Below are 18650 nucleotides of genomic sequence, written 5' to 3'. Positions count from 1 at the left end.
GCATGTTTCAGGCTATTGACCAAAGGTAGCGCCGCTGCGCCTTTGCGTTATGATCGAGCTTCCGGTCGTCGTAGCTTGAGAGTGAAATGTCGCCACTGTCATCAGCGCTGTTAAAGAATTTGATCGTCGCCTGTCTGGGTTTCAGTCTGTTGGCCGGTTGCGCCAGCCATAGCAGTGGACCGCCGCTGCCGGGCCTGCCGGATCGGGTCGAGCTGACCAGCGTACCGTTCTTTCGCGGGACCGAGTTTCAAGGCAGCTCCATGGCCCTGGCCAGCTTGCTGAGGGCGCAAGGGGTACGCATCAGTCCGGGGTTGCTGGAACCGACGATGCACTTGCCCAAAGACATCGACGGCTTGCCGATCAACGTGCCGAATGCCGCGCGGGAATTCGGCCTGGTGGTGTACCCGCTGGAGCCGACCCTCAATTCGCTGTTGACCCAAGTGGCCGCCGGCAACCCGGTATTGTTGCGCTATGAGGCGGGTCATTTCTGGGGTTCGCCACGTTACGCGCTGCTGGTCGGCTACGACCGCTACAAGCAGCAGGTGCTGCTGCGTTCGGGTGAGGAACGGCGCCAGATGTTGGGCTTCAGCACGTTTGCGTCAGCCTGGAAGAGCGCTGGCAGCTGGGCAGTGCTGGTGCAACAGCCCAACCAGCTGCCGGCCCAGGTCGATCACCAGCGCTGGCTGCAATCGGCCAACGCGCTGGCCCAGGCTGGGCAAGAAGACGCCGCTGCCGTGGCGGTCAAGACCTTGGCTCAAAAGCCGTAGCGATCGCGCAGGCTGTAGTACCAGGCGCCGAGTGCAGTCAGTGGCGTACGCAGCAGCTGGCCTCCCGGGAACGGGTAGTGGGGCAGGCCGGCGAAGGCATCAAAGCGTTCGGCCTGGCCGCGCAGGGCCTCGGCCAGCACCTTGCCCGCCAGATGGGTGTAGGTCACGCCATGGCCGCTGCAGCCTTGGGAGTAATAGATGTTGTCGCCCAGACGGCCGACTTGAGGCAGCCGTGACAAGGTCAGCAAAAAGTTGCCGGTCCAGGCGTAGTCGATCTTGACGTTCTTCAATTGCGGGAACGCCTTGAGCATCTTCGGACGAATGATCGCTTCGATGTTACGCGGGTCGCGAGCCCCATACACCACTCCGCCGCCGAAGATCAGGCGCTTGTCCGCGCTGAAGCGATAGTAGTCGAGCAGGTAGTTGCAGTCTTCGACGCAGTAGTCCTGGGGCAACAGCTGGCGTGCCAGCGCCTCGTCCAGCGGTTCGGTGGCGATCACCTGGGTGCCGCAGGGCATCGATTTGGCCGCCAGTTCCGGCACCAGGTTGCCGAGGTAAGCGTTGCCGGCGACGATCACGAACTTTGCCCGCACCTTGCCCTGGGCGGTGTGCACCACAGGGTTGGGACCGCGCTCGATGCGCAGCGCGGCAGACTGTTCGAAGATCTTGCCACCCTGGGATTCCACGGCGGCGGCTTCGCCCAGGGCAAGATTGAGGGGGTGAATGTGGCCGCCGCTCATGTCGAGCAGGCCGCCGATGTAGCTGTCGCACTCCACCACTTCGCGGATGCGGCGCTGGTCGAGCAATTCCAGCTGGCTGTGACCGTAGCGTTCCCACAGGCGCTGCTGCCCTTCAAGATGACCCATCTGTTTGGGGGTGAGGGCGGCGAATACGCCGCCGTCCTTCAGGTCGCACTGGATCTGATATTTTGCCACCCGTTCACGGATGATCCGCGCGCCTTCGAAGGCCATGGCGCCCATCAGCCGCGCAGGCTCCGGGCCGACGGTACGCTCTATGACGTCGATGTCGCGGCTGTAGCTGTTGACGATCTGACCGCCATTGCGCCCGGAAGCCCCAAAGCCGACGCGGGCGGCTTCCAGCACCGTGACCGAAAAGCCGTGTTCCAGCAGAAACAGCGCACTGGACAGCCCGGTATAACCGGCGCCGATGACGCACACATCTGTCTGCAGCTCTTCCTGCAGGGCAGGGCGTGAGGGGGCGGCATTGGCTGAGGCGGCGTAGTACGACTGGGGGTAGGCTGTGTTCGCCATGGCGGCTGTCTCTGTTTAATATTCTTTACGAGTGGGCAGATCCTACCTGAGAAAAAAAATGGCTGCCAGCTTTGCGGCAGGGCGTGCGTCGCAAGCCAGATAAAAAAATTCAGCTATTCAGGGGCTTAGCGATAAAAAAGCGGTTGACAGAGGCTCAGGATTACGTAAAATGCCGCCTCACAGCAGGCACGTAGCTCAGTTGGTTAGAGCACCACCTTGACATGGTGGGGGTCGTTGGTTCGAGTCCAATCGCGCCTACCAAACAAAATCCGCTCTGCTGGGCGGTGAATAAAAGGGTGACCCCAAGGGGTCACCCTTTTTTTGTTCGAAATTTGCTAGCCTCCATTAACAAATAACTTCTTCAAGTCCCGATGTGTCCTTGCCGACATACTGCTACGGGCTGCCGCACGATATAGTTGTCCGCTCAGTCTTTGACTGACGCAAGATACTGTCGCGCTTGATAAACGGAGTACTGATGCTTCCTACCAGCTATAGCAGCACACTGGTCGCTTTCTCTTTGATCGTGGCCATTCTGGCGTCCTACACGGCGCTGAATATGGCCGGGCGGGTGTCCAGTGCTCGAGGCAAGGCTTCGGCGCTCTGGCTGTTGGGCGGCTCCTTTGCCATGGGTTTTGGCATCTGGTCGATGCACTTTGTCGGGATGCTGGCGTTCAGCCTGCCCATTTCCATCAGCTATGACCTCGACCTGACCGCGTTGTCTCTGCTCATTGCCATTGCCTCTTCGGCCTTTGCGCTGTGGCTGGTGTGCCAGAAAGAGCTGCCGGTCATGCGCTTGATGCTCGGCGCCGTGCTGATGGGCATGGGCATCGCCGCCATGCACTACACCGGCATGCACGCCATGTTGATGGAGCCAGGCATCGTCTACAATCCGGTGTTGTTCGCCGTGTCGGTGCTGATCGCTATTGTGGCCTCAGGGGCGGCGTTGTGGATTGCCTTTCGCCTGCGCCGCGAAGGGGGCCGTGTGGTCTACGCGCGGATCGGCGCCTCGTTGCTGATGGGCTGTGCCATTGTCGGGATGCACTTTACCGGCATGGCGGCGGCCGAGTTCCCGTTGGGCAGCTACTGCGGTGCCGCCAGCAATGGCATCGCCAACCAGTGGCTGGCCGTGCTGGTGATCGTGGTCAGTCTGGCCGTGTTCGCCATCGCCCTGATCGTTTCCATGCTCGATGCACGGACCAATCTCCTGGCGTCGTCGCTGGACGAGGCCAACAGCGAGCTGGTCAAGCTGGCCCTGCATGACACCCTGACGCGGCTGCCGAACCGTGTGTTGCTGGGTGATCGTCTCGAACAGGCCATTCAGAAAACCAATCGTGGCAAGAAACACTTTGCCGTGCTGTTCATGGATCTGGACGGCTTCAAGGCCGTCAATGACATCTATGGCCATCATGCGGGCGACCTGCTCCTGGTGGAAGTGGCCCGGCGCATCTCGGAAACCAAGCGTGGCGAAGACACCGTGGCGCGGCTGGGTGGCGACGAGTTCGTGCTGCTGATCGATCCAGGCGAGCCGGAAGATGCCTCCGCCCTGGCCCAGCGTCTGGTGGAGATCATTGGCCAGCCTTACAACATTTCCCGCAACGTCATGCATGTCACGGCCAGTGTCGGCATCGCCGTGTACCCGCTGGACGGGGCGACTGCCCATGAGCTGATGATCAACGCCGACGCGGCGATGTATCATGCCAAGGAATCGGGTCGCAACAGCTACTGCTTCTTTGAAAAGGCGATGAACACCAACGCCCACCAGCAGGCCAAGCTGCAGCAGGATGTGCGCAAGGCCCTCGAAAACCACGAATTTCTGTTGCACTACCAACCCAAGGTCGTGGCCCCCGACGGCCCGATGATCGGTGTCGAGGCGCTGCTGCGCTGGCAGAGCCCCGAGCATGGTCTGGTACCGCCTGACCGCTTTCTGCCCATGGCCGAGCGCACGGGGTTGATCGTGCCGATCGGTAACTGGGTCATTGACGAAGCCTGCCGGCAGATGCGTGCCTGGCAAGACCAGGGCCACCTGGACTGGACCATTGCGGTCAACATTTCAACGGTGCAGTTGGGGCACACCGGCCTGGTCGAAGTGGTCAGTGGCGCTTTGCAGCGTCATCGGCTTGAAGCCCGTCATCTGGTCCTGGAAGTGACCGAGTCCACGGCCATGCGCGATGCCGAAGCCAGCCTGATCATCCTCGAACAGTTGTCCAAGCTGGGAGTGGGCATCTCAATTGATGACTTCGGGACCGGCTATTCCAGCTTGCTTTACCTCAAGCGGCTACCGGCTAACGAGTTGAAGATCGACCGCGGCTTCGTCGCCGAACTGGCTCAGGGCAATGACGATGCGGCCATCGTCTCGGCCATTGTCGCGCTGGGGCAGACGCTGGGCCTGAAGATCGTCGCCGAAGGCGTGGAGACCCCGGAACAGCAAGCGTTGCTGACGCGTCTGGGCTGCAACAGCCTGCAAGGCTATCTGCTCGGTCGTCCGGTGCCGGCGGCGCAGTTGCCCCATTCGCTGGCGGCACTCAAGCAATCGACGGTCACTCTCTGATCGCGACGACTGAACGTTTTTCTTGACTAGTGGGTCAACCTTTTTGGGTTGACCCTTTATTCAGTCGAGGAAACTGCACGATGGCCGTAATGAACCGTTTCGAAGTCCACTATGCATTCAATGCCGCGCCGCGCCACCATGTGTTCGAGCTGCCCGTGCCGGACCTGTCGGCCGAGCAGGCGCTGATGCACCTGCTGCAGTTGCATTTCGGCGATGGCGAGAACAGCCTGATCATGCCAACGGCCGATGCCGGGCCTGACGAGATCGCCCAGCAGGCCGCAGAGTTGGGAATTGTGCTGGTGGCCGTGGACTCGCTGTAAAAGCGCTGTCGGTTCAGCCCAGGCCCAGCGAACCGTCTTCGATCTGATCATCGTCGAGAATCTGCGGGTCAAGCCCGGACTCGCCATCGTCCAGATCGTTGAGGGGGGCTTCGTCGACGCCCGGGCCATGATCGAACTCGTGGTCGTCGAGCTCATTGAGCTGACGGTAGTCCTCCCAGTCCATCCCCAGGGCTTCTGCAACTTCCTGATGCACTTCAAGGCGCATGGTCTTGAGCTCTTCGGGGCTGGTGGCGATGGTCTCCAGCACCAGTTCCCATACCTCCAGGCCCTGCTCTTCGGCATGGGCCTCAAACTCCCATTCGACCTGTTGAGCCTGTTCCTTGGCGCTCAAGCCGCTGATTTGCGCCTGCAGGTCCGGGTTGGTGGCCAAAAATTGGTCAAAGGCGGTTTGTTGGCGAAGCTCTTTGGCGATCATGAGGTGTCTCGTCTGGCAAGGCCATCGCGGCCTGAGGTTCGGTCGCCCATGATGCCACAGCCAGGCAAGCGAGGCTCTGCGCGGTGGCGTCGGAGGTGATAAAATCGCCGGCTGACCCTGTGGAGGAAATGCGGTGCGCAACTTGATGATCACGGCCCTGTTCCTGGCATTGGCCGGCTGCGGCAGTGCGGTGGAAAATGCCGGCAAAGCGGTACTGGCGAAAGTGGACAACCCCAAGACGGCGCGCTTCAACAATGTGCGCTCGACCCCTGAAGGCAATGTCTGCGGTCAGGTCAAGGTCAAGGACGCCAACGGCAACTACGGCGGCTACATGGCCTATGTCGCCCTGCGCCACGGCGGTGACTATGAAGCGGTGATCGATCAGGACGGCAACAACGCCACCGTTCGTGCGGCCTGCACCAGTGCTCAAGATCAGGCGTTGGCCCAGGCGAGCGGCGCGGCTGCCCATTCGAGCAGCGGCCAATGGGAAGTGCGCATTGCCGGCGGCGACAACATGGGCAACATCACCGACATGGCCTCGCGTCTGGTGGAAGGTGGCTTCATGGCCAACTTCGCCAAGAAGGACGGCGTCACCCAGGTCTACCTCGGACCTTTCAGCAGCAAGGAAGAAGCCGAGCAGAAGCGCACCGCCTTGATGGCCTCCAAGGGCATCGATTCACTGGTGCTGCCGTTCGACACCGCACCGTGATCAATTGCACGCCTTGAGATCGACCGGGGCGACGTAATCGTTGCCGTGACCCATCACGCACGCTACCCGCTGGTTGCGTTGGCGTTCCCAGTCTTGAGCGGGATAGGCGCGGTGCCAGGCCTCATACAGCTGGCGGTCCTGGCGTGACAGCCGCAGGCGATAGCGCTTGCTCATGTACAGGTAGGTGCGTGCGATCATCCCTCGGATGGCCGGGCGCGGCATGACTTTCTTCGCCGCAAAATCGATCTGGATCGGGCATGACCCGTATTGTGGCGGCTGCGGCGGTAGCCAGCCGAAGCTCAGGTGGCCGCGATCGGCATTGATCTCGCCGATGCTCGGCACCAGATTGTGCAGGTTGGCTTCGGCGCGCTGATAGGCCCGATCGATGCGCGCGCAGTTCTTGCGCCCGCCACTCTGCCAGCACTGGCGTTGATGGCCGATCTGCCAGGCGGGCACGATGTGCTCCCATTCAATGCGCGCCGCGCGCGCTGGATTCTTGCGCGGGACATAGCTGCAGGCCGCCAGATTCACGCGATTGCCCTGATAGCGACAGCCACAATAGAACTCGATGGACTGGGGCGCATAGAGCTGCCGGGCAATACGTTTGGCCTCGTTGAAAGTTTTCGGCGCCTGGGCCCAGATCGGTACGCTGACCAGCAGCAAACCGAAAACGAGAAAGGCTGTATGCATGCTCAATCTTCCACAGGCACAACCCAGAAGATCTGGATACCGCCATCGTCCCGCCAGGCGAGGGTCACGTTGTCGTTCTCGGCGATTTCCTCCAGCAACTGCGCCCAGTCATCCGCTGATTCGCCGGGCAGTTGGTAGATCAGCGCCGAGCGGGCTTTTTGCGCGGTGGGCGAGTTGATGATCTTCTGGATACGTATGCCCATCAGTTCATAGCTGCTGGGCGGTTTGACGGCTGCGGAGGAGGTTGCCACGACGAAAGTCCTTATTTGTGCTGTACGAGTATACAGTATTTAAGTCTGCGGGTCTTGGCAAGCACCGTAAAGATTCCCGCCCATCGGCAATTGACAAAAAGTGCGAGTGTTCTCATAGTCCTGTTCATGCAAACGTTTGCGCATCAGCCTGGTCTATAGTCAACGCGCTGAATGTTCTGCCTGAAAAACAACAACAATCATAAGATCGGAGTGTCCCCATGAAACTGCCATTGACTGGCCGTCTGCTTGCCGCATCCCTGCTCGTTGCCTCCTTTGCTCTTGCCCCTCTGACCTCGGCCATGGCCGATGGCGCCGACAAGCCCAAGGTTGCGCTGGTGATGAAATCCCTCGCCAACGAATTCTTCCTGACCATGGAAGATGGCGCCAAGGCCTATCAGAAAGACCACAGTGCCGACTTCGAACTGATCTCCAACGGCATCAAGGACGAGTCCGATACCGCCAACCAGATCCGTATCGTCGAGCAGATGATCGTCTCCAAGGTCAATGCGCTGGTGATTGCGCCGGCCGACTCCAAGGCCTTGGTGCCAGTGATCAAGAAAGCCATGGACGCCGGGATCACCGTGATCAACATCGACAATCAGCTCGACCCCGACGTGCTCAAGAGCAAGAACCTCAACGTGCCTTTCGTGGGCCCGGATAACCGCAAGGGCGCGCGCCTGGTAGGCGACTACCTGGCCGGCAAGCTGCAGTCGGGTGATGAAGTGGGCATCATCGAAGGGGTGTCTACCACCACCAACGCGCAGATGCGCACGGCTGGCTTCAAGGATGCGATGGACGCTGCGCACATGAAGATCGTTTCGGTGCAATCCGGCAACTGGGAGATCGACAAGGGCAATGCGGTTGCTTCGGCCATGCTCAACGAATACCCCAACCTCAAGGCGCTGCTGGCCGGCAACGACAGCATGGCGCTGGGCGCGGTGTCGGCGGTGCGTGCCGCAGGCAAGGCGGGCAAGGTCCAGGTGGTCGGCTACGACAACATCAACGCAATCAAGCCGATGCTCAAGGACGGCCGCGTGCTGGCCACGGCCGATCAGTTCGCCGCCAAGCAGGCAGTGTTCGGTATCCAGGCTGCGCTCAAACTGATCAAGCATGAGAAGGTCGATGTGGACGCCAACAATGTCATCCAGACTCCGGTGGAACTGGTCACCCAGCCGTAACCTGTTGCGCGCGCCCGCGAGGTTCAGCGGGCGCTCGGGAGAACTGTGATGTCAGGCAATGCTGAAAATATCGTGCTGTCGGTCAGCGGGGTCGGCAAGACTTACGCTCAGCCCGTGCTGGCGGGTGTCGACCTGCATCTGGTGCGCGGGGAAGTACTGGCCCTGACGGGTGAAAACGGCGCTGGCAAGAGTACGCTGTCGAAGATCATCGGTGGCCTGGAAGTGCCCACCACCGGGCAGATGCACTACCAAGGGCAACCCTATGCGCCCGTCAGCCGCAAGGCCGCCGAGGCCTTGGGCGTGCGCATGGTGATGCAGGAACTCAATCTGTTGCCGACCCTTTCGGTGGCGGAGAACCTGTTTCTGCATAACCTGCCCAGTCGCGGTGGCTGGATCGATCGCCGCAAGCTGCGGGAGGCTGCCATCCAGGCCATGGAGCAGGTCGGCCTGCAGGCCATCGACCCGGACACCCTGGTGAGCGAGCTGGGCATCGGCCATCAGCAAATGGTGGAAATCGCCCGCAACCTGATCGGCGACTGCCACGTGCTGATCCTCGATGAACCCACTGCCATGCTGACCTCGCGAGAAGTGGAAATGCTCTTCGAGCAGATCACCCGCTTGCGGGCTCGGGGCGTGGCAATCGTCTATATCTCCCATCGCCTGGAAGAACTGGCCCGCGTCGCCCAGCGTATCGCGGTACTGCGGGACGGACAACTGGTGGCCGTGGAGCCGATGGCGCGCTACGACAGTGCGCAACTGGTTACGCTGATGGTCGGCCGGGAGCTGGGCGAGCAGATCGATCTGGGCGAGCGGCGCATGGGTGCGCCGTTGCTCAAGGTTGATCGGCTGTGCCGGGCCGGCAAGGTCGAGGATGTATCCTTCGAAGTGCGCGCCGGGGAAATCTACGGCATCTCCGGCCTGATCGGGGCCGGGCGCACTGAGCTGTTGCGGTTGATCTACGGTGCCGACCGCGCCGACAGCGGCACGGTCGCGGTGGGATTGCCGCCGCAGCCTGTGCGTATCCAGTCACCGGCCGACGCGGTGCGCCACGGCATTGCGCTGATCACCGAAGATCGCAAGGGCGAAGGCCTACTGTTGTCGCAGTCGATTGCCGGCAACCTGGCGCTGGGCAACATGCCGGCCATTTCCCGAGGTGGTCTGGTGGACGGCAAGGCCGAGCATGCGCTGGCCAGGCGTCAGGTCGCGGCCATGCGCATTCGTAGTTCCAGTACCGAGCAGCGGGTGGGTGAGTTGTCGGGCGGCAACCAGCAGAAAGTGGTGATTGGTCGCTGGCTGGAGCGCGATTGTCAGGTGATGCTCTTCGATGAGCCGACTCGGGGTATCGATGTCGGCGCCAAATTCGACATCTATGCCTTGCTCGGCGAGTTGACCCGTCAAGGCAAGGCCTTGGTGGTGGTGTCCAGTGACCTGCGTGAATTGATGCTGATCTGCGACCGAATCGGCGTGTTGTCGGCCGGGCGCCTGGTCGAAACCTTTCAGCGTGACAGCTGGACTCAGGATGAATTGTTGGCGGCGGCCTTCGCCGGCTATACGCGACGCGACGCGCTGGTGGATGCACCGGCGCCCAGGAATCAAGCATGAAGACGCAAACCTCGGTTATACCGCAAACGCCGCTGGCGGCCCGGCGCAATGGCCTGTGGATAGGGCTGGGCACTTATCTGGGCCTGGCCGGTGCCCTGCTGGCAATGGTGGTGCTGTTCTCGTTGCTTAGCGATCACTTTCTCTCCTACGCGACATTCAGCACCCTGGCCAATCAGATTCCCGACCTGATGGTGCTGGCGGTAGGCATGACCTTCGTGCTCATCATCGGCGGCATCGACCTGTCGGTGGGTTCGGTGCTGGCCTTGGCCGGGTCGGCGGTCAGCGTGGCGATTCTGGGCTGGGGGTGGGGTGTGCTTCCGGCGTCGCTGCTGGGCATGGCGTGCGCAGCCCTGGCCGGGACCATCACCGGTTCCATCACGGTGGCCTGGCGCATTCCTTCCTTTATTGTCTCGCTGGGGGTGTTGGAAATGGCCCGGGGCGTGGCGTATCAGATGACCAACTCGCGCACGGCCTACATCGGTGATGCGTTCTCCTGGTTATCCGATCCTTTCGCATTGGGGATTTCGCCTTCGTTCGTGATCGCCCTGTTGGTCATTGTCGTTGCACAGTTTGTGTTGACGCGCACGGTGTTCGGCCGCTATTTGATCGGCATTGGCACCAACGAAGAAGCCGTGCGGCTGGCGGGCATCAATCCCAAGCCCTACAAGATTCTGGTCTTTACCCTGATGGGCCTGCTGGCGGGGCTGGCGGCGCTGTTCCAGGTCTCGCGCCTGGAGGCGGCCGATCCCAATGCCGGTTCCGGCCTGGAGTTGCAGGTGATCGCAGCCGTGGTGATCGGCGGGACGAGCCTGATGGGGGGCAGGGGCTCGGTGATCAGCACCTTCTTCGGGGTCTTGATCATTTCGGTGCTGGCAGCCGGGCTGGCCCAGATCGGTGCGAGTGAACCGACCAAACGTATCATCACCGGCGCGGTGATTGTGGTGGCGGTGGTGCTGGATACCTACCGCAGCCACCGCGCCGCCCGACGAGGCTAAGCATGGCAACGATCAAGGACGTAGCGGCCCTGGCGGGTATTTCCTACACCACGGTTTCCCACGTGGTGAACAAGTCACGGCCGGTCAGTGACCCGGTCAGGCTCAAGGTCGAGGCGGCCATCGCCCAGCTCGACTACGTGCCCAGTGCCGTGGCACGCTCGCTCAAGGCGCGCAGCACGGCCACCATTGGCTTGCTGGTGCCCAACAGCGTCAACCCGTACTTTGCCGAGCTGGCCCGGGGCATCGAGGATTACTGCGAGCGCAAGGGGTATTGCGTGATCCTGTGCAACTCCGATGACGACTCGCACAAGCAGCGCAGCTACATCCGAGTGCTCCTGGAAAAGCGTGTGGATGGGCTGATCGTGTCCTCGGTGGGCGGGGAAAACACCTTGGCGCAGTCCTTGGCCACCACCCGCACGCCCTTGGTGATCCTCGATCGCGTATTGCCAGGCGTGGAAGCCGATCTGGTCTGTATCGACAACGCACACGGCGGCTACCTGGCGACCCGGCACTTGCTGGAGCTGGGCCATCGCGACATCGCCTGTATCACCGGCCCGCTGCACACCAGCGCCGGCCAGCAGCGTCTGGCCGGTTTTCAGCGGGCGCTGGCTGAAGCCGGGCTGGCCGAGAATCCGGCGCGGGTCATCGAGGGTGACTTCAGCAGCTCCGGTGGCTATGAGGTGGCCGCCGGGTTGCTCGCGGACACCGCGCCGACGGCGATTTTTGCCTGCAACGACTTGATGGGGATGGGCGTGTTGCGGGCGGCGGCCGAGCGCAATGTGCGGGTGCCGGAGCAGCTCTCAGTGATCGGTTTCGATGACATCCAGATTTGCCGCTTCGTCTATCCGGCGCTGACCACGGTCGGCCAGTCGATTCGGTTGCTGGGTGAAACGGCAGCCGAGCGCTTGCTGCAGCGGGTGCGCAAGACCCTGGTCGGCCCTGCCGAGCAGCGTCTGATAGCGCCGGCGATCGTTCGACGCGAGTCCACGGCTGCGCCTCACGCGCTTTTCAACGAATATCGCTGAATTACTGAAAGAGTCTCGCGACATGCAAGCAAATGTGGTGGTAGTAGGCAGTTTGAACATGGACCTGGTGGCACGTGCCGAGCGTTTGCCACGTCCGGGTGAAACCCTGGCGGGGGAGTCCTTTGCCACGGTGCCGGGCGGCAAGGGCGCCAATCAGGCCGTGGCCGCTGCACGGCTGGGCGCTGCGGTGGCCATGGTCGGTTGCGTCGGCAGCGATGCCTATGGCGTGCAACTGCGCGAGGCGCTGCTCACCGAGGGCATCGATTGTCAGGGCGTCACCACGGCCCCCGGGGCCAGCAGTGGACTGGCAATGATCGTGGTCGATGCCAACAGCCAGAACGCGATCATCATTATCGCGGGCGGCAACGGGCTGCTCGTTCCGGCCAGCGTGCAGGCCGTGGAGCCGCTGCTCCAGGCGGCCGCGGTGGTGATTGCCCAGTTGGAGGTGCCCGCCGACACCGTTGGTTTCACCCTCAAGCGCGCCCGTGAACTGGGCAAGACCGTTATTCTCAATCCAGCGCCCGCCACTGGCCCGCTGCCACTGGACTGGTATGCCCATATCGATTATCTGATTCCCAACGAGAGCGAGGCCCAGGCTTTGACCGGCATTGCGGTCTTCTCCCTCGACACTGCTCGCCTGGCGGCAGCGCAGTTGCTGAAGCTGGGCGCGCCCCGGATCATGATCACCCTGGGCGGGGAGGGGGTGCTGTACATGGATGCTCAAGGCAGCGAGCACTTCACCGCGCCCAAGGTAAAGGCAGTGGACACCACCGCGGCAGGTGACACCTTCGTCGGCGCCTTTGCCGCCAGCCTCGCCAATGGCAAGCCGCTGCGCGAGGCGATCGGCTTCGGTCAGGCGGCGGCGGCGCTCTCGGTGACCCGTGCCGGCGCGCAACCTTCCATTCCACACGTGTCCGACGTTCGGGAGTTTACGGGTTCATGAAGAAGACGCCGGTGCTGAACATTGCCCTGTCCCGCGTGATCGCATCGCTTGGACATGGCGATATCCTCTTGCTGGCCGATGCCGGGTTGCCCGTGCCGTCCGGTGTCGAGTTGATCGACCTGGCGCTGACTCCCGGCATTCCCGACTTCAGCAGCACCCTGCGGGTGGTGCTCAGCGAGATGCAGGTCGAAAGCCATGTGCTGGCGCAGGAAATCCTCGAAGCCCGACCTGGGCCGCTGGCCTGGTTGGACCAACTGGAGGGCGAGGGGGCTCTGGGCACTCGGCGTCTGCTCAGTCATGCCGACTTCAAGCAACTGAGCCGCCAGGCGCGTGCCATCGTGCGCACTGGTGAATGCCAGCCGTACTGCAACATTGCCCTGGTTTCAGGGGTATTCTTCTGATTTTTGATGGCGAGGACCGCTCCTTGGCAAATGCTGCTGATTTCCAACCCGTTGACCTGATCATCGACACTGACCCTGGGGCAGATGACGTGGTTGCGCTGCTGATGGCCATGGCCTCCCGCGATGAACTCAAGCTGCGGGCCATCACCACCGTGGCCGGCAACGTGCGGCTGGACAAGACCTCGCGCAATGCACGCCTGGCTCGGGAGTGGGGCGGCCGCCAAGAGGTGCCGGTGTACGCAGGTGCGCCGCGTCCGTTGGTGCGCACGCCGATCTACGCCGAGAATGTCCATGGTGCCGAGGGTTTGCCCGGCGTGCCGGTGTATGAGCCGGCAGCGCCGCTTGCTGCCGGCAATGCCGTCGACTACCTGGTCGAAACCCTTGGCAGCGCCGAACCGCAGAGCATCACCATCGCCATGCTCGGGCCGCAGACCAACCTGGCCCTGGCGTTGATCAAGGCGCCCGAGATTGTGCACGGCATCAACCAGGTGGTGGTCATGGGGGGGGCTCACTTCAACGGTGGCAACATTACCCCTGTGGCGGAATTCAACCTGTTTGCCGACCCCCATGCGGCGCAGGTAGTGCTCGACAGCGGCGTGCGGCTGGTCTACGTGCCGTTGGACGTGACACACAAGGTCCTCACCAGTGAAGCGCGGTTGGCGCAGATCGCGGCGCTCGGCAACCGCGCCGGGCAGTTGGTGCACGGAATTCTCGATGAGTACGTCAAGGCGGACATGCTGCACTACGGGTTGCCGGGTGGTCCGGTGCATGATGCCAGCGTCATCGCCTGGCTGTTGCGGCCTCGATTGTTCAGCGGGCGTGAAGTGCACCTGTCCATTGACACCCGCGAAGGGCCGACCTTTGGCCAGACCATCGCCGACTGGTATGGCAAGACCGGGTTGCCGAGCCGGGTCCTGTGGCTGCAGGACGGCGATGCTCAAGGGTTCTTCGATCTGTTGAGCGAGCGCCTCGCGCGATTGGCCTAGCCGATGGGGCGTGCGGCGAGCAGCGGCCCGATGGCGGGGTGCGCAACCCCGGTCAGGTGCTCGTCGCCATAGCGTTCGAACACCTGGCCGATGAACAGGCGCGCGGCCTGAGTGCCGAGTTCCTTGACCAGCAGGTCCACGGCAATGATGGCCAGCTCTTCTGGATTGCCGGGGCTGTAGGAGGATTGGCCTTGGGGCCATTTGACCTTGATGTCGGCATCTACGGAAACGTTGGCCATGATGATCTCGCAATAACGCGGGCAACTTCGCCCCTGATTGCGCTAGTAAAGCATGCCGTGTGACCTTTTGGCATCCCTGTCGGCTGGGCAGGCCGCCGCGAAATACCTTGAAAGATAACCGCCGCGTTTCGCGGATGCCGGCGCTTTCCGGCTGGGGCATACTGGCCCGGCTGCAACCAATCGACCCTTAAAAGGTCGGAGGTGTTCCTGTTTTTTTTCAAGGAGGCTCCATGCCTTGCAAGCGTGTCATTCCGCTGACGATATTGGCCATGCTGGTTCTGGGTGGGTGCGTCAACCATGAGTCAGCCAGAAGCGAAGCGCCCGCCGCGGCCAGCGTTACAGTCCAGGACGGTCGCTGCCATGCCGAGCAAGCCCAATACACCCTTGGCAAAACAGTCACGCCTGCCTTGATGGAACAGGCCAAGGCCCAATCTGGCGCTCAGGTTGTCCGCGCGCTCAAGCCCGATGACATGGTGACGCTGGACTATCGTTCCGAGCGCCTTAACCTGAACACGGATGCCAATGGGGTGATAGTACGAGCCAACTGCGGCTGACTGGCTGAATCGCAGGCAAAAAAAACCCGCCTAGACGGCGGGTTTTTTTTGTTCAGTCAGAATATTATTCTGGGCGAACTTGAGCAGCTTGCATGCCCTTTTGGCCTTTCTCAGCTACGAAAGAAACCGTTTGGCCTTCTTTCAAGCTTTTGAAACCGTCGGATTCGATAGCTTTGAAGTGTACGAACAGGTCGTCACCGCCACCTTGAGGAGTGATGAAGCCGAAGCCTTTCTCATCGTTGAACCATTTTACGGTGCCGGTTTGGCGATTAGACATGGTGTATCTCCAAGAAACATAATATTCAGTAGTGCTGTGCTGCTCAGGCCAACTGGGCACACGGGAGCTATCATAGTCTAAATGCGCGGGCTGTAAGCCTTTTAGATGTGCCGTTTCCTGTGATTATCGTGTTTTTTTTTCGTGACATTTGCCAAACCCCTGATTTCATTGGGCTAAATGCCCATCGCGCGAATGCGAAATATCCTCAAAAAGAGCGCTGCATCGCGTTTTCGTGCGGCAAATTGCCCCGTGAAGCGCTTGGGAGGGGTCTGTCGCTGCGAAAATCAGCTCTTGGTTCGGCACACTTGCGTGTCTTTCATCAGTCGCGCGCGCACCTCTTCATTGGCGTTGCTCGGAGGCGTATTGAGCATGGCCAGTTCCTTGTCGCTGAAATCCTTGGTGGCCTGTGCGGTGCTGCAATCGCACAGCTGCTTGGCCATGGCCGGGTCGACATGTTGGCTGGCACTGTTGACACAGTCCTGGGTGAAGCGTTCCTTGGCGCCGTCCGGCCATTTCCCGGCAAAAGCAGGTACAGAGGCGGCCAGGGCCAGGGTCAGTGTTGCCACTTGATAAAAGCGCATGGTGGGTACTCCTGTTAGCGGGATGGTTGACGCGGCACTTTACAGGACAGCGGGTGCGGCATCGTCTCGGCCATTTGAGCCGGCCTGACCGGTTTGAGTTCAGCCCATTGGACAAAATCCATGGCCAGGCCAATGCCGCCCGATATCTGTGATAGGATGCTGCGCCGCAACCGTGCAAGGTGCGGATTACCGAGTACATTCAAAACCAGTCACTCTGGTTCGATCTGCGGCTGGCCTCAGGGCTCCTGCCAATGTAAGGCAGGCAAGTTACACGGCCTGGATCGAATCGCGTACTGGCTCATCCCAACCCACGTGACCTTTGGTAGGGGTCACCACTAGGAGAGGAGGCGCCATGCCAACTATTACTCTTCCCGACGGCAGTCAGCGTTCGTTCGATCATGCAGTATCCGTAGCCGAAGTGGCCGCATCCATTGGCGCGGGCCTGGCCAAGGCAACCGTAGCCGGCAAGGTCGACGGTCAGCTGGTCGATGCCAGCGATCTGATCGAACGCGATGCAACCCTGCAGATCATCACCCCCAAGGACCAGGAAGGCGTCGAGATCATCCGCCACTCCTGCGCCCACCTTGTTGGGCACGCGGTCAAGCAGCTGTACCCGACCGCGCGCATGGTCATCGGCCCGGTCATCGAGGACGGCTTCTATTATGACATTGCCTACGAACGTCCTTTCACGCCCGAAGACTTGGCGGCCATCGAACAGCGCATGCAGCAGCTGATCGACACCGACTACGACGTGATCAAAAAGGTCACCCCTCGAGCCGAAGTCATCGAAGTCTTCAAGGCGCGCGGTGAAGAGTACAAGTTGCGCCTGGTCGAGGACATGCCGGACGAGCAGTCCATGGGCCTGTACTACCACGAAGAATACGTCGACATGTGCCGCGGCCCCCACGTGCCGAACACGCGCTTCCTCAAGTCGTTCAAATTGACCAAGCTGTCGGGTGCCTACTGGCGTGGCGACGCCAAGAACGAACAACTGCAACGCGTGTACGGCACTGCCTGGGCTGACAAGAAGCAGCTGGCCGCCTATATCCAGCGTATCGAGGAAGCCGAGAAGCGCGATCACCGCAAGATCGGCAAGCGCCTGAACCTCTTCCACCTCCAGGAAGAAGCGCCGGGCATGGTGTTCTGGCACCCGGCTGGCTGGACCATCTATCAGGTGCTCGAGCAATACATGCGCAAGGTTCAGCGCGAGAACGGCTACCTCGAGGTCAAGACGCCTCAGGTCGTGGATCGCGGCCTGTGGGAAAAGTCCGGGCACTGGGCCAACTATGCCGAGAACATGTTCACCACTCAGTCTGAAAACCGCGACTACGCCATCAAGCCGATGAACTGCCCGTGCCACGTGCAGATCTTCAACCAAGGCCTGAAAAGCTACCGCGAGCTGCCACTGCGCCTGGCCGAGTTCGGCGCCTGCCACCGCAACGAGCCGTCGGGTGCGCTGCATGGCATCATGCGCGTGCGTGGCTTCGTGCAGGACGATGCGCACATTTTCTGCACCGAAGAGCAGATGCAGTCCGAATCGGCCGCGTTCATCAAGCTGACCATGAACGTCTACGCCGACTTCGGCTTCAAGGACATCCAGCTCAAGCTCTCGACTCGCCCCGAGAAGCGCGTGGGTTCCGACGAGCTGTGGGACCGTGCCGAAAGCGCTTTGGCCACCGCGCTGGACAATGCCGGTCTGCCGTATGACCTGCAGCCAGGCGAGGGTGCCTTCTACGGGCCGAAGATCGAGTTTTCGCTCAAGGACTGCCTGGGTCGCGTCTGGCAGTGCGGTACGCTACAGCTGGACTTCAACCTGCCGATCCGTCTCGACGCCGAGTACGTTTCCGAGAATAATGACCGCCAGCACCCAGTGATGCTGCACCGGGCCATTCTCGGTTCCTTCGAGCGCTTCATCGGGATTTTGATCGAGCACTATGAAGGTGCATTCCCGGCCTGGCTGGCGCCAACCCAGGCAGTGATCATGAATATCACTGATAAACAAGCTGATTTTGCCCTCGATGTGGAAAAAAATCTGCTCCAAAGCGGGTTTCGTGCCAAGTCCGACTTGAGAAATGAGAAAATCGGCTTTAAAATCCGCGAGCATACTTTGCTCAAGGTTCCTTATCTCCTCGTGATCGGAGATCGGGAGGTTGAAACGCAAACTGTCGCTGTGCGTACCCGTGAAGGTGCAGACCTGGGCTCCATGCCCGTCGCTCAGTTCACCGAGTTCCTCGCACAAGCGGTTTCCCGGCGTGGTCGCCATGATTCGGAGTAATTACTATTAAGCGTGAAATGAGACAAGATAAACGAGCTGCACCGAAGGCCCCGATCAACGAGAATATCTCGGCACGCGAGGTTCGGTTAATTGGCGCTGACGGCGAGCAGATTGGCATCGTCTCGATTGATGAAGCGCTTCGTATTGCTGAAGAAGCCAAGCTGGATCTGGTAGAGATTTCTGCCGACGCCATCCCACCTGTTTGCCGGGTGATGGATTATGGCAAGTCGATCTTCGAAAAGAAGAAGCAGGTCGCTGCCGCGAAGAAGAACCAGAAGCAGATTCAGGTCAAAGAAATCAAGTTTCGTCCAGGGACGGAGGAAGGGGATTACCAGGTAAAACTTCGCAACCTGGTACGTTTCCTTAGTGATGGGGACAGGGCCAAGATCTCGTTGAGATTTCGCGGCCGTGAGATGGCGCATCAGGAGCTGGGGATGGAGCTTCTCAAGCGGGTCGAACAAGACCTGCTCGAGTATGGCTCGGTCGAACAGCATCCTAAGATGGAAGGACGCCAGCTGATTATGGTCATCGCCCCCAAGAAAAAGAAATAACCACCAGGGCACGGCAGGCCTTGCGGTTATGTTTATCAACTGAATGCGGAG

General features: G+C 61.0%; 20 protein-coding genes, 1 tRNA gene and 1 pseudogene. 15 read left to right on the top strand and 7 right to left on the bottom strand.

The window, feature by feature from the left end; genetic code table 11:
* Positions 1 to 86 precede the first annotated feature (86 nt).
* Entirely contained in the window at positions 87 to 767 is a 681-nt protein-coding gene (locus tag HB675_RS22130; RefSeq protein ID WP_213881276.1) for a peptidase C39 family protein, read from the top strand.
* On the opposite strand, the gene HB675_RS22125 is transcribed toward HB675_RS22130, so the two are convergent.
* Positions 755 to 2038 carry an FAD-binding oxidoreductase gene (locus HB675_RS22125; RefSeq protein ID WP_213881275.1) on the bottom strand — a complete coding sequence of 428 codons (1284 nt, stop codon included), beginning with the start codon at positions 2036 to 2038 and terminating at the stop codon, positions 755 to 757. The genes HB675_RS22130 and HB675_RS22125 overlap by 13 nt on opposite strands.
* 184 nt (positions 2039 to 2222) lie before the next feature.
* Here HB675_RS22125 and HB675_RS22120 point away from each other — a divergent pair.
* The 3 genes from HB675_RS22120 (at position 2223) to HB675_RS22110 (ending at position 4906) form a co-directional block, all read left to right on the top strand.
* A tRNA-Val gene (locus HB675_RS22120) sits at positions 2223 to 2299 on the top strand.
* Between the two features lie 214 nt (positions 2300 to 2513).
* Complete coding sequence (locus HB675_RS22115) at positions 2514 to 4586, top strand: bifunctional diguanylate cyclase/phosphodiesterase (RefSeq protein WP_213881274.1); 2073 nt, start codon at positions 2514 to 2516, stop codon at positions 4584 to 4586.
* An 80-nt stretch (positions 4587 to 4666) separates the two neighbouring features.
* Positions 4667 to 4906, top strand: coding sequence for a hypothetical protein (locus HB675_RS22110; RefSeq protein WP_345945792.1), 240 nt, complete (start codon positions 4667 to 4669; stop codon positions 4904 to 4906).
* Positions 4907 to 5051: 145 nt separating this feature from the next.
* Here HB675_RS22110 and HB675_RS22105 read toward each other — a convergent pair.
* Positions 5052 to 5342, bottom strand: a pseudogene (locus HB675_RS22105) (DUF6388 family protein); the annotation flags it as partial.
* A 133-nt stretch (positions 5343 to 5475) separates the two neighbouring features.
* On the opposite strand from HB675_RS22105, the gene HB675_RS22100 reads away from it, so the two are divergent.
* Positions 5476 to 6051 carry an SPOR domain-containing protein gene (locus tag HB675_RS22100; RefSeq protein WP_213881273.1) on the top strand — a complete coding sequence of 192 codons (576 nt, stop codon included), beginning with the start codon at positions 5476 to 5478 and terminating at the stop codon, positions 6049 to 6051.
* Here HB675_RS22100 and HB675_RS22095 read toward each other — a convergent pair whose 3' ends face one another.
* Together HB675_RS22095 and HB675_RS22090 are read right to left on the bottom strand one after the other, a co-directional pair.
* Entirely contained in the window at positions 6052 to 6741 is a 690-nt protein-coding gene (locus HB675_RS22095) for an endonuclease (RefSeq protein WP_213881272.1), read from the bottom strand.
* Positions 6742 to 6743: 2 nt separating this feature from the next.
* Positions 6744 to 6992 (bottom strand): DUF1654 domain-containing protein, encoded by a 249-nt coding sequence (locus HB675_RS22090; protein ID WP_345945791.1) that lies wholly within the window; start codon positions 6990 to 6992, stop codon positions 6744 to 6746.
* Positions 6993 to 7210: 218 nt separating this feature from the next.
* Here HB675_RS22090 and HB675_RS22085 point away from each other — a divergent pair, with 218 nt between their 5' ends.
* Genes HB675_RS22085 through HB675_RS22055 form a run of 7 tightly spaced genes read left to right on the top strand, consistent with a single transcriptional unit; the run spans position 7211 to position 14122 of the window.
* Positions 7211 to 8170, top strand: a complete 960-nt coding sequence (locus tag HB675_RS22085) for a sugar ABC transporter substrate-binding protein (RefSeq protein WP_213881271.1) — start codon at positions 7211 to 7213, stop codon at positions 8168 to 8170.
* 48 nt (positions 8171 to 8218) lie between these two features.
* A complete protein-coding gene (locus HB675_RS22080; RefSeq protein ID WP_213881270.1) occupies positions 8219 to 9772 on the top strand; it encodes a sugar ABC transporter ATP-binding protein in 1554 nt (517 codons plus the stop codon).
* Positions 9769 to 10767, top strand: coding sequence for an ABC transporter permease (locus tag HB675_RS22075; RefSeq protein ID WP_213881269.1), 999 nt, complete (start codon positions 9769 to 9771; stop codon positions 10765 to 10767). The genes HB675_RS22080 and HB675_RS22075 overlap by 4 nt, the downstream gene beginning before the upstream one ends.
* A 2-nt stretch (positions 10768 to 10769) precedes the next feature.
* Positions 10770 to 11792, top strand: a complete 1023-nt coding sequence (locus HB675_RS22070; protein WP_213881268.1) for a LacI family DNA-binding transcriptional regulator — start codon at positions 10770 to 10772, stop codon at positions 11790 to 11792.
* A 22-nt stretch (positions 11793 to 11814) separates the two neighbouring features.
* On the top strand, positions 11815 to 12735 hold the full coding sequence (gene rbsK / locus HB675_RS22065) for a ribokinase (protein ID WP_213881267.1): 921 nt from the start codon (positions 11815 to 11817) through the stop codon (positions 12733 to 12735).
* Positions 12732 to 13136 (top strand): D-ribose pyranase, encoded by a 405-nt coding sequence (gene rbsD / locus HB675_RS22060; RefSeq protein WP_213881266.1) that lies wholly within the window; start codon positions 12732 to 12734, stop codon positions 13134 to 13136. Before rbsK ends, rbsD begins: the two co-directional genes overlap by 4 nt.
* A gap of 23 nt (positions 13137 to 13159) precedes the next feature.
* Entirely contained in the window at positions 13160 to 14122 is a 963-nt protein-coding gene (locus tag HB675_RS22055) for a nucleoside hydrolase (protein ID WP_256737645.1), read from the top strand.
* Here HB675_RS22055 and HB675_RS22050 read toward each other — a convergent pair.
* Positions 14119 to 14361, bottom strand: coding sequence for a hypothetical protein (locus tag HB675_RS22050; RefSeq protein WP_213881264.1), 243 nt, complete (start codon positions 14359 to 14361; stop codon positions 14119 to 14121). The two genes, HB675_RS22055 and HB675_RS22050, sit on opposite strands and share 4 nt — an antisense overlap.
* Before the next feature lie 230 nt (positions 14362 to 14591).
* Between HB675_RS22050 and HB675_RS22045 the strand changes: the two genes are divergently transcribed.
* Positions 14592 to 14915, top strand: coding sequence for an I78 family peptidase inhibitor (locus HB675_RS22045; RefSeq protein WP_213881263.1), 324 nt, complete (start codon positions 14592 to 14594; stop codon positions 14913 to 14915).
* A 64-nt stretch (positions 14916 to 14979) separates the two neighbouring features.
* On the opposite strand, the gene HB675_RS22040 is transcribed toward HB675_RS22045, so the two are convergent.
* Both HB675_RS22040 and HB675_RS22035 read right to left on the bottom strand, forming a co-directional pair.
* The gene (locus HB675_RS22040; protein WP_003179963.1) at positions 14980 to 15192 is read right to left on the bottom strand and encodes a cold-shock protein; all 213 of its coding nucleotides are present in this window, start codon (positions 15190 to 15192) and stop codon (positions 14980 to 14982) included.
* A gap of 284 nt (positions 15193 to 15476) precedes the next feature.
* Entirely contained in the window at positions 15477 to 15773 is a 297-nt protein-coding gene (locus HB675_RS22035) for a hypothetical protein (RefSeq protein ID WP_213881262.1), read from the bottom strand.
* A 352-nt stretch (positions 15774 to 16125) separates the two neighbouring features.
* On the opposite strand from HB675_RS22035, the gene thrS reads away from it, so the two are divergent.
* On the top strand, positions 16126 to 18048 hold the full coding sequence (gene thrS / locus HB675_RS22030; RefSeq protein WP_213881261.1) for a threonine--tRNA ligase: 1923 nt from the start codon (positions 16126 to 16128) through the stop codon (positions 18046 to 18048).
* Positions 18048 to 18599, top strand: coding sequence for a translation initiation factor IF-3 (infC, locus tag HB675_RS22025; RefSeq protein ID WP_213881306.1), 552 nt, complete (start codon positions 18048 to 18050; stop codon positions 18597 to 18599). The genes thrS and infC overlap by 1 nt, the downstream gene beginning before the upstream one ends.
* Positions 18600 to 18650: the final 51 nt, after the last annotated feature.

The sequence above is a fragment of the Pseudomonas sp. dw_358 genome (genome assembly GCF_018449655.1).
Lineage (GTDB): Bacteria > Pseudomonadota > Gammaproteobacteria > Pseudomonadales > Pseudomonadaceae > Aquipseudomonas.
The sequence above is the reverse complement of the archived record's forward strand: the minus strand, read 5'-3'. Positions and strand labels throughout refer to the sequence as shown.

Excerpts from the sequence above, each read along its gene's own strand:
- HB675_RS22130 (WP_213881276.1), top strand. The coding sequence starts at position 87 with ATGTCGCCACTGTCATCAGCGCTGTTAAAGAATTTGATCGTCGCCTGT.
- HB675_RS22125 (WP_213881275.1), bottom strand. The coding sequence starts at position 2,038 with ATGGCGAACACAGCCTACCCCCAGTCGTACTACGCCGCCTCAGCCAAT.
- HB675_RS22115 (WP_213881274.1), top strand. The coding sequence starts at position 2,514 with ATGCTTCCTACCAGCTATAGCAGCACACTGGTCGCTTTCTCTTTGATC.
- HB675_RS22110 (WP_345945792.1), top strand. The coding sequence starts at position 4,667 with ATGGCCGTAATGAACCGTTTCGAAGTCCACTATGCATTCAATGCCGCG.
- HB675_RS22095 (WP_213881272.1), bottom strand. The coding sequence starts at position 6,741 with ATGCATACAGCCTTTCTCGTTTTCGGTTTGCTGCTGGTCAGCGTACCG.
- HB675_RS22085 (WP_213881271.1), top strand. The coding sequence starts at position 7,211 with ATGAAACTGCCATTGACTGGCCGTCTGCTTGCCGCATCCCTGCTCGTT.
- HB675_RS22080 (WP_213881270.1), top strand. The coding sequence starts at position 8,219 with ATGTCAGGCAATGCTGAAAATATCGTGCTGTCGGTCAGCGGGGTCGGC.
- HB675_RS22075 (WP_213881269.1), top strand. The coding sequence starts at position 9,769 with ATGAAGACGCAAACCTCGGTTATACCGCAAACGCCGCTGGCGGCCCGG.
- HB675_RS22070 (WP_213881268.1), top strand. The coding sequence starts at position 10,770 with ATGGCAACGATCAAGGACGTAGCGGCCCTGGCGGGTATTTCCTACACC.
- rbsK (WP_213881267.1), top strand. The coding sequence starts at position 11,815 with ATGCAAGCAAATGTGGTGGTAGTAGGCAGTTTGAACATGGACCTGGTG.
- rbsD (WP_213881266.1), top strand. The coding sequence starts at position 12,732 with ATGAAGAAGACGCCGGTGCTGAACATTGCCCTGTCCCGCGTGATCGCA.
- HB675_RS22050 (WP_213881264.1), bottom strand. The coding sequence starts at position 14,361 with ATGGCCAACGTTTCCGTAGATGCCGACATCAAGGTCAAATGGCCCCAA.
- HB675_RS22045 (WP_213881263.1), top strand. The coding sequence starts at position 14,592 with ATGCCTTGCAAGCGTGTCATTCCGCTGACGATATTGGCCATGCTGGTT.
- HB675_RS22040 (WP_003179963.1), bottom strand. The coding sequence starts at position 15,192 with ATGTCTAATCGCCAAACCGGCACCGTAAAATGGTTCAACGATGAGAAA.
- HB675_RS22035 (WP_213881262.1), bottom strand. The coding sequence starts at position 15,773 with ATGCGCTTTTATCAAGTGGCAACACTGACCCTGGCCCTGGCCGCCTCT.
- thrS (WP_213881261.1), top strand. The coding sequence starts at position 16,126 with ATGCCAACTATTACTCTTCCCGACGGCAGTCAGCGTTCGTTCGATCAT.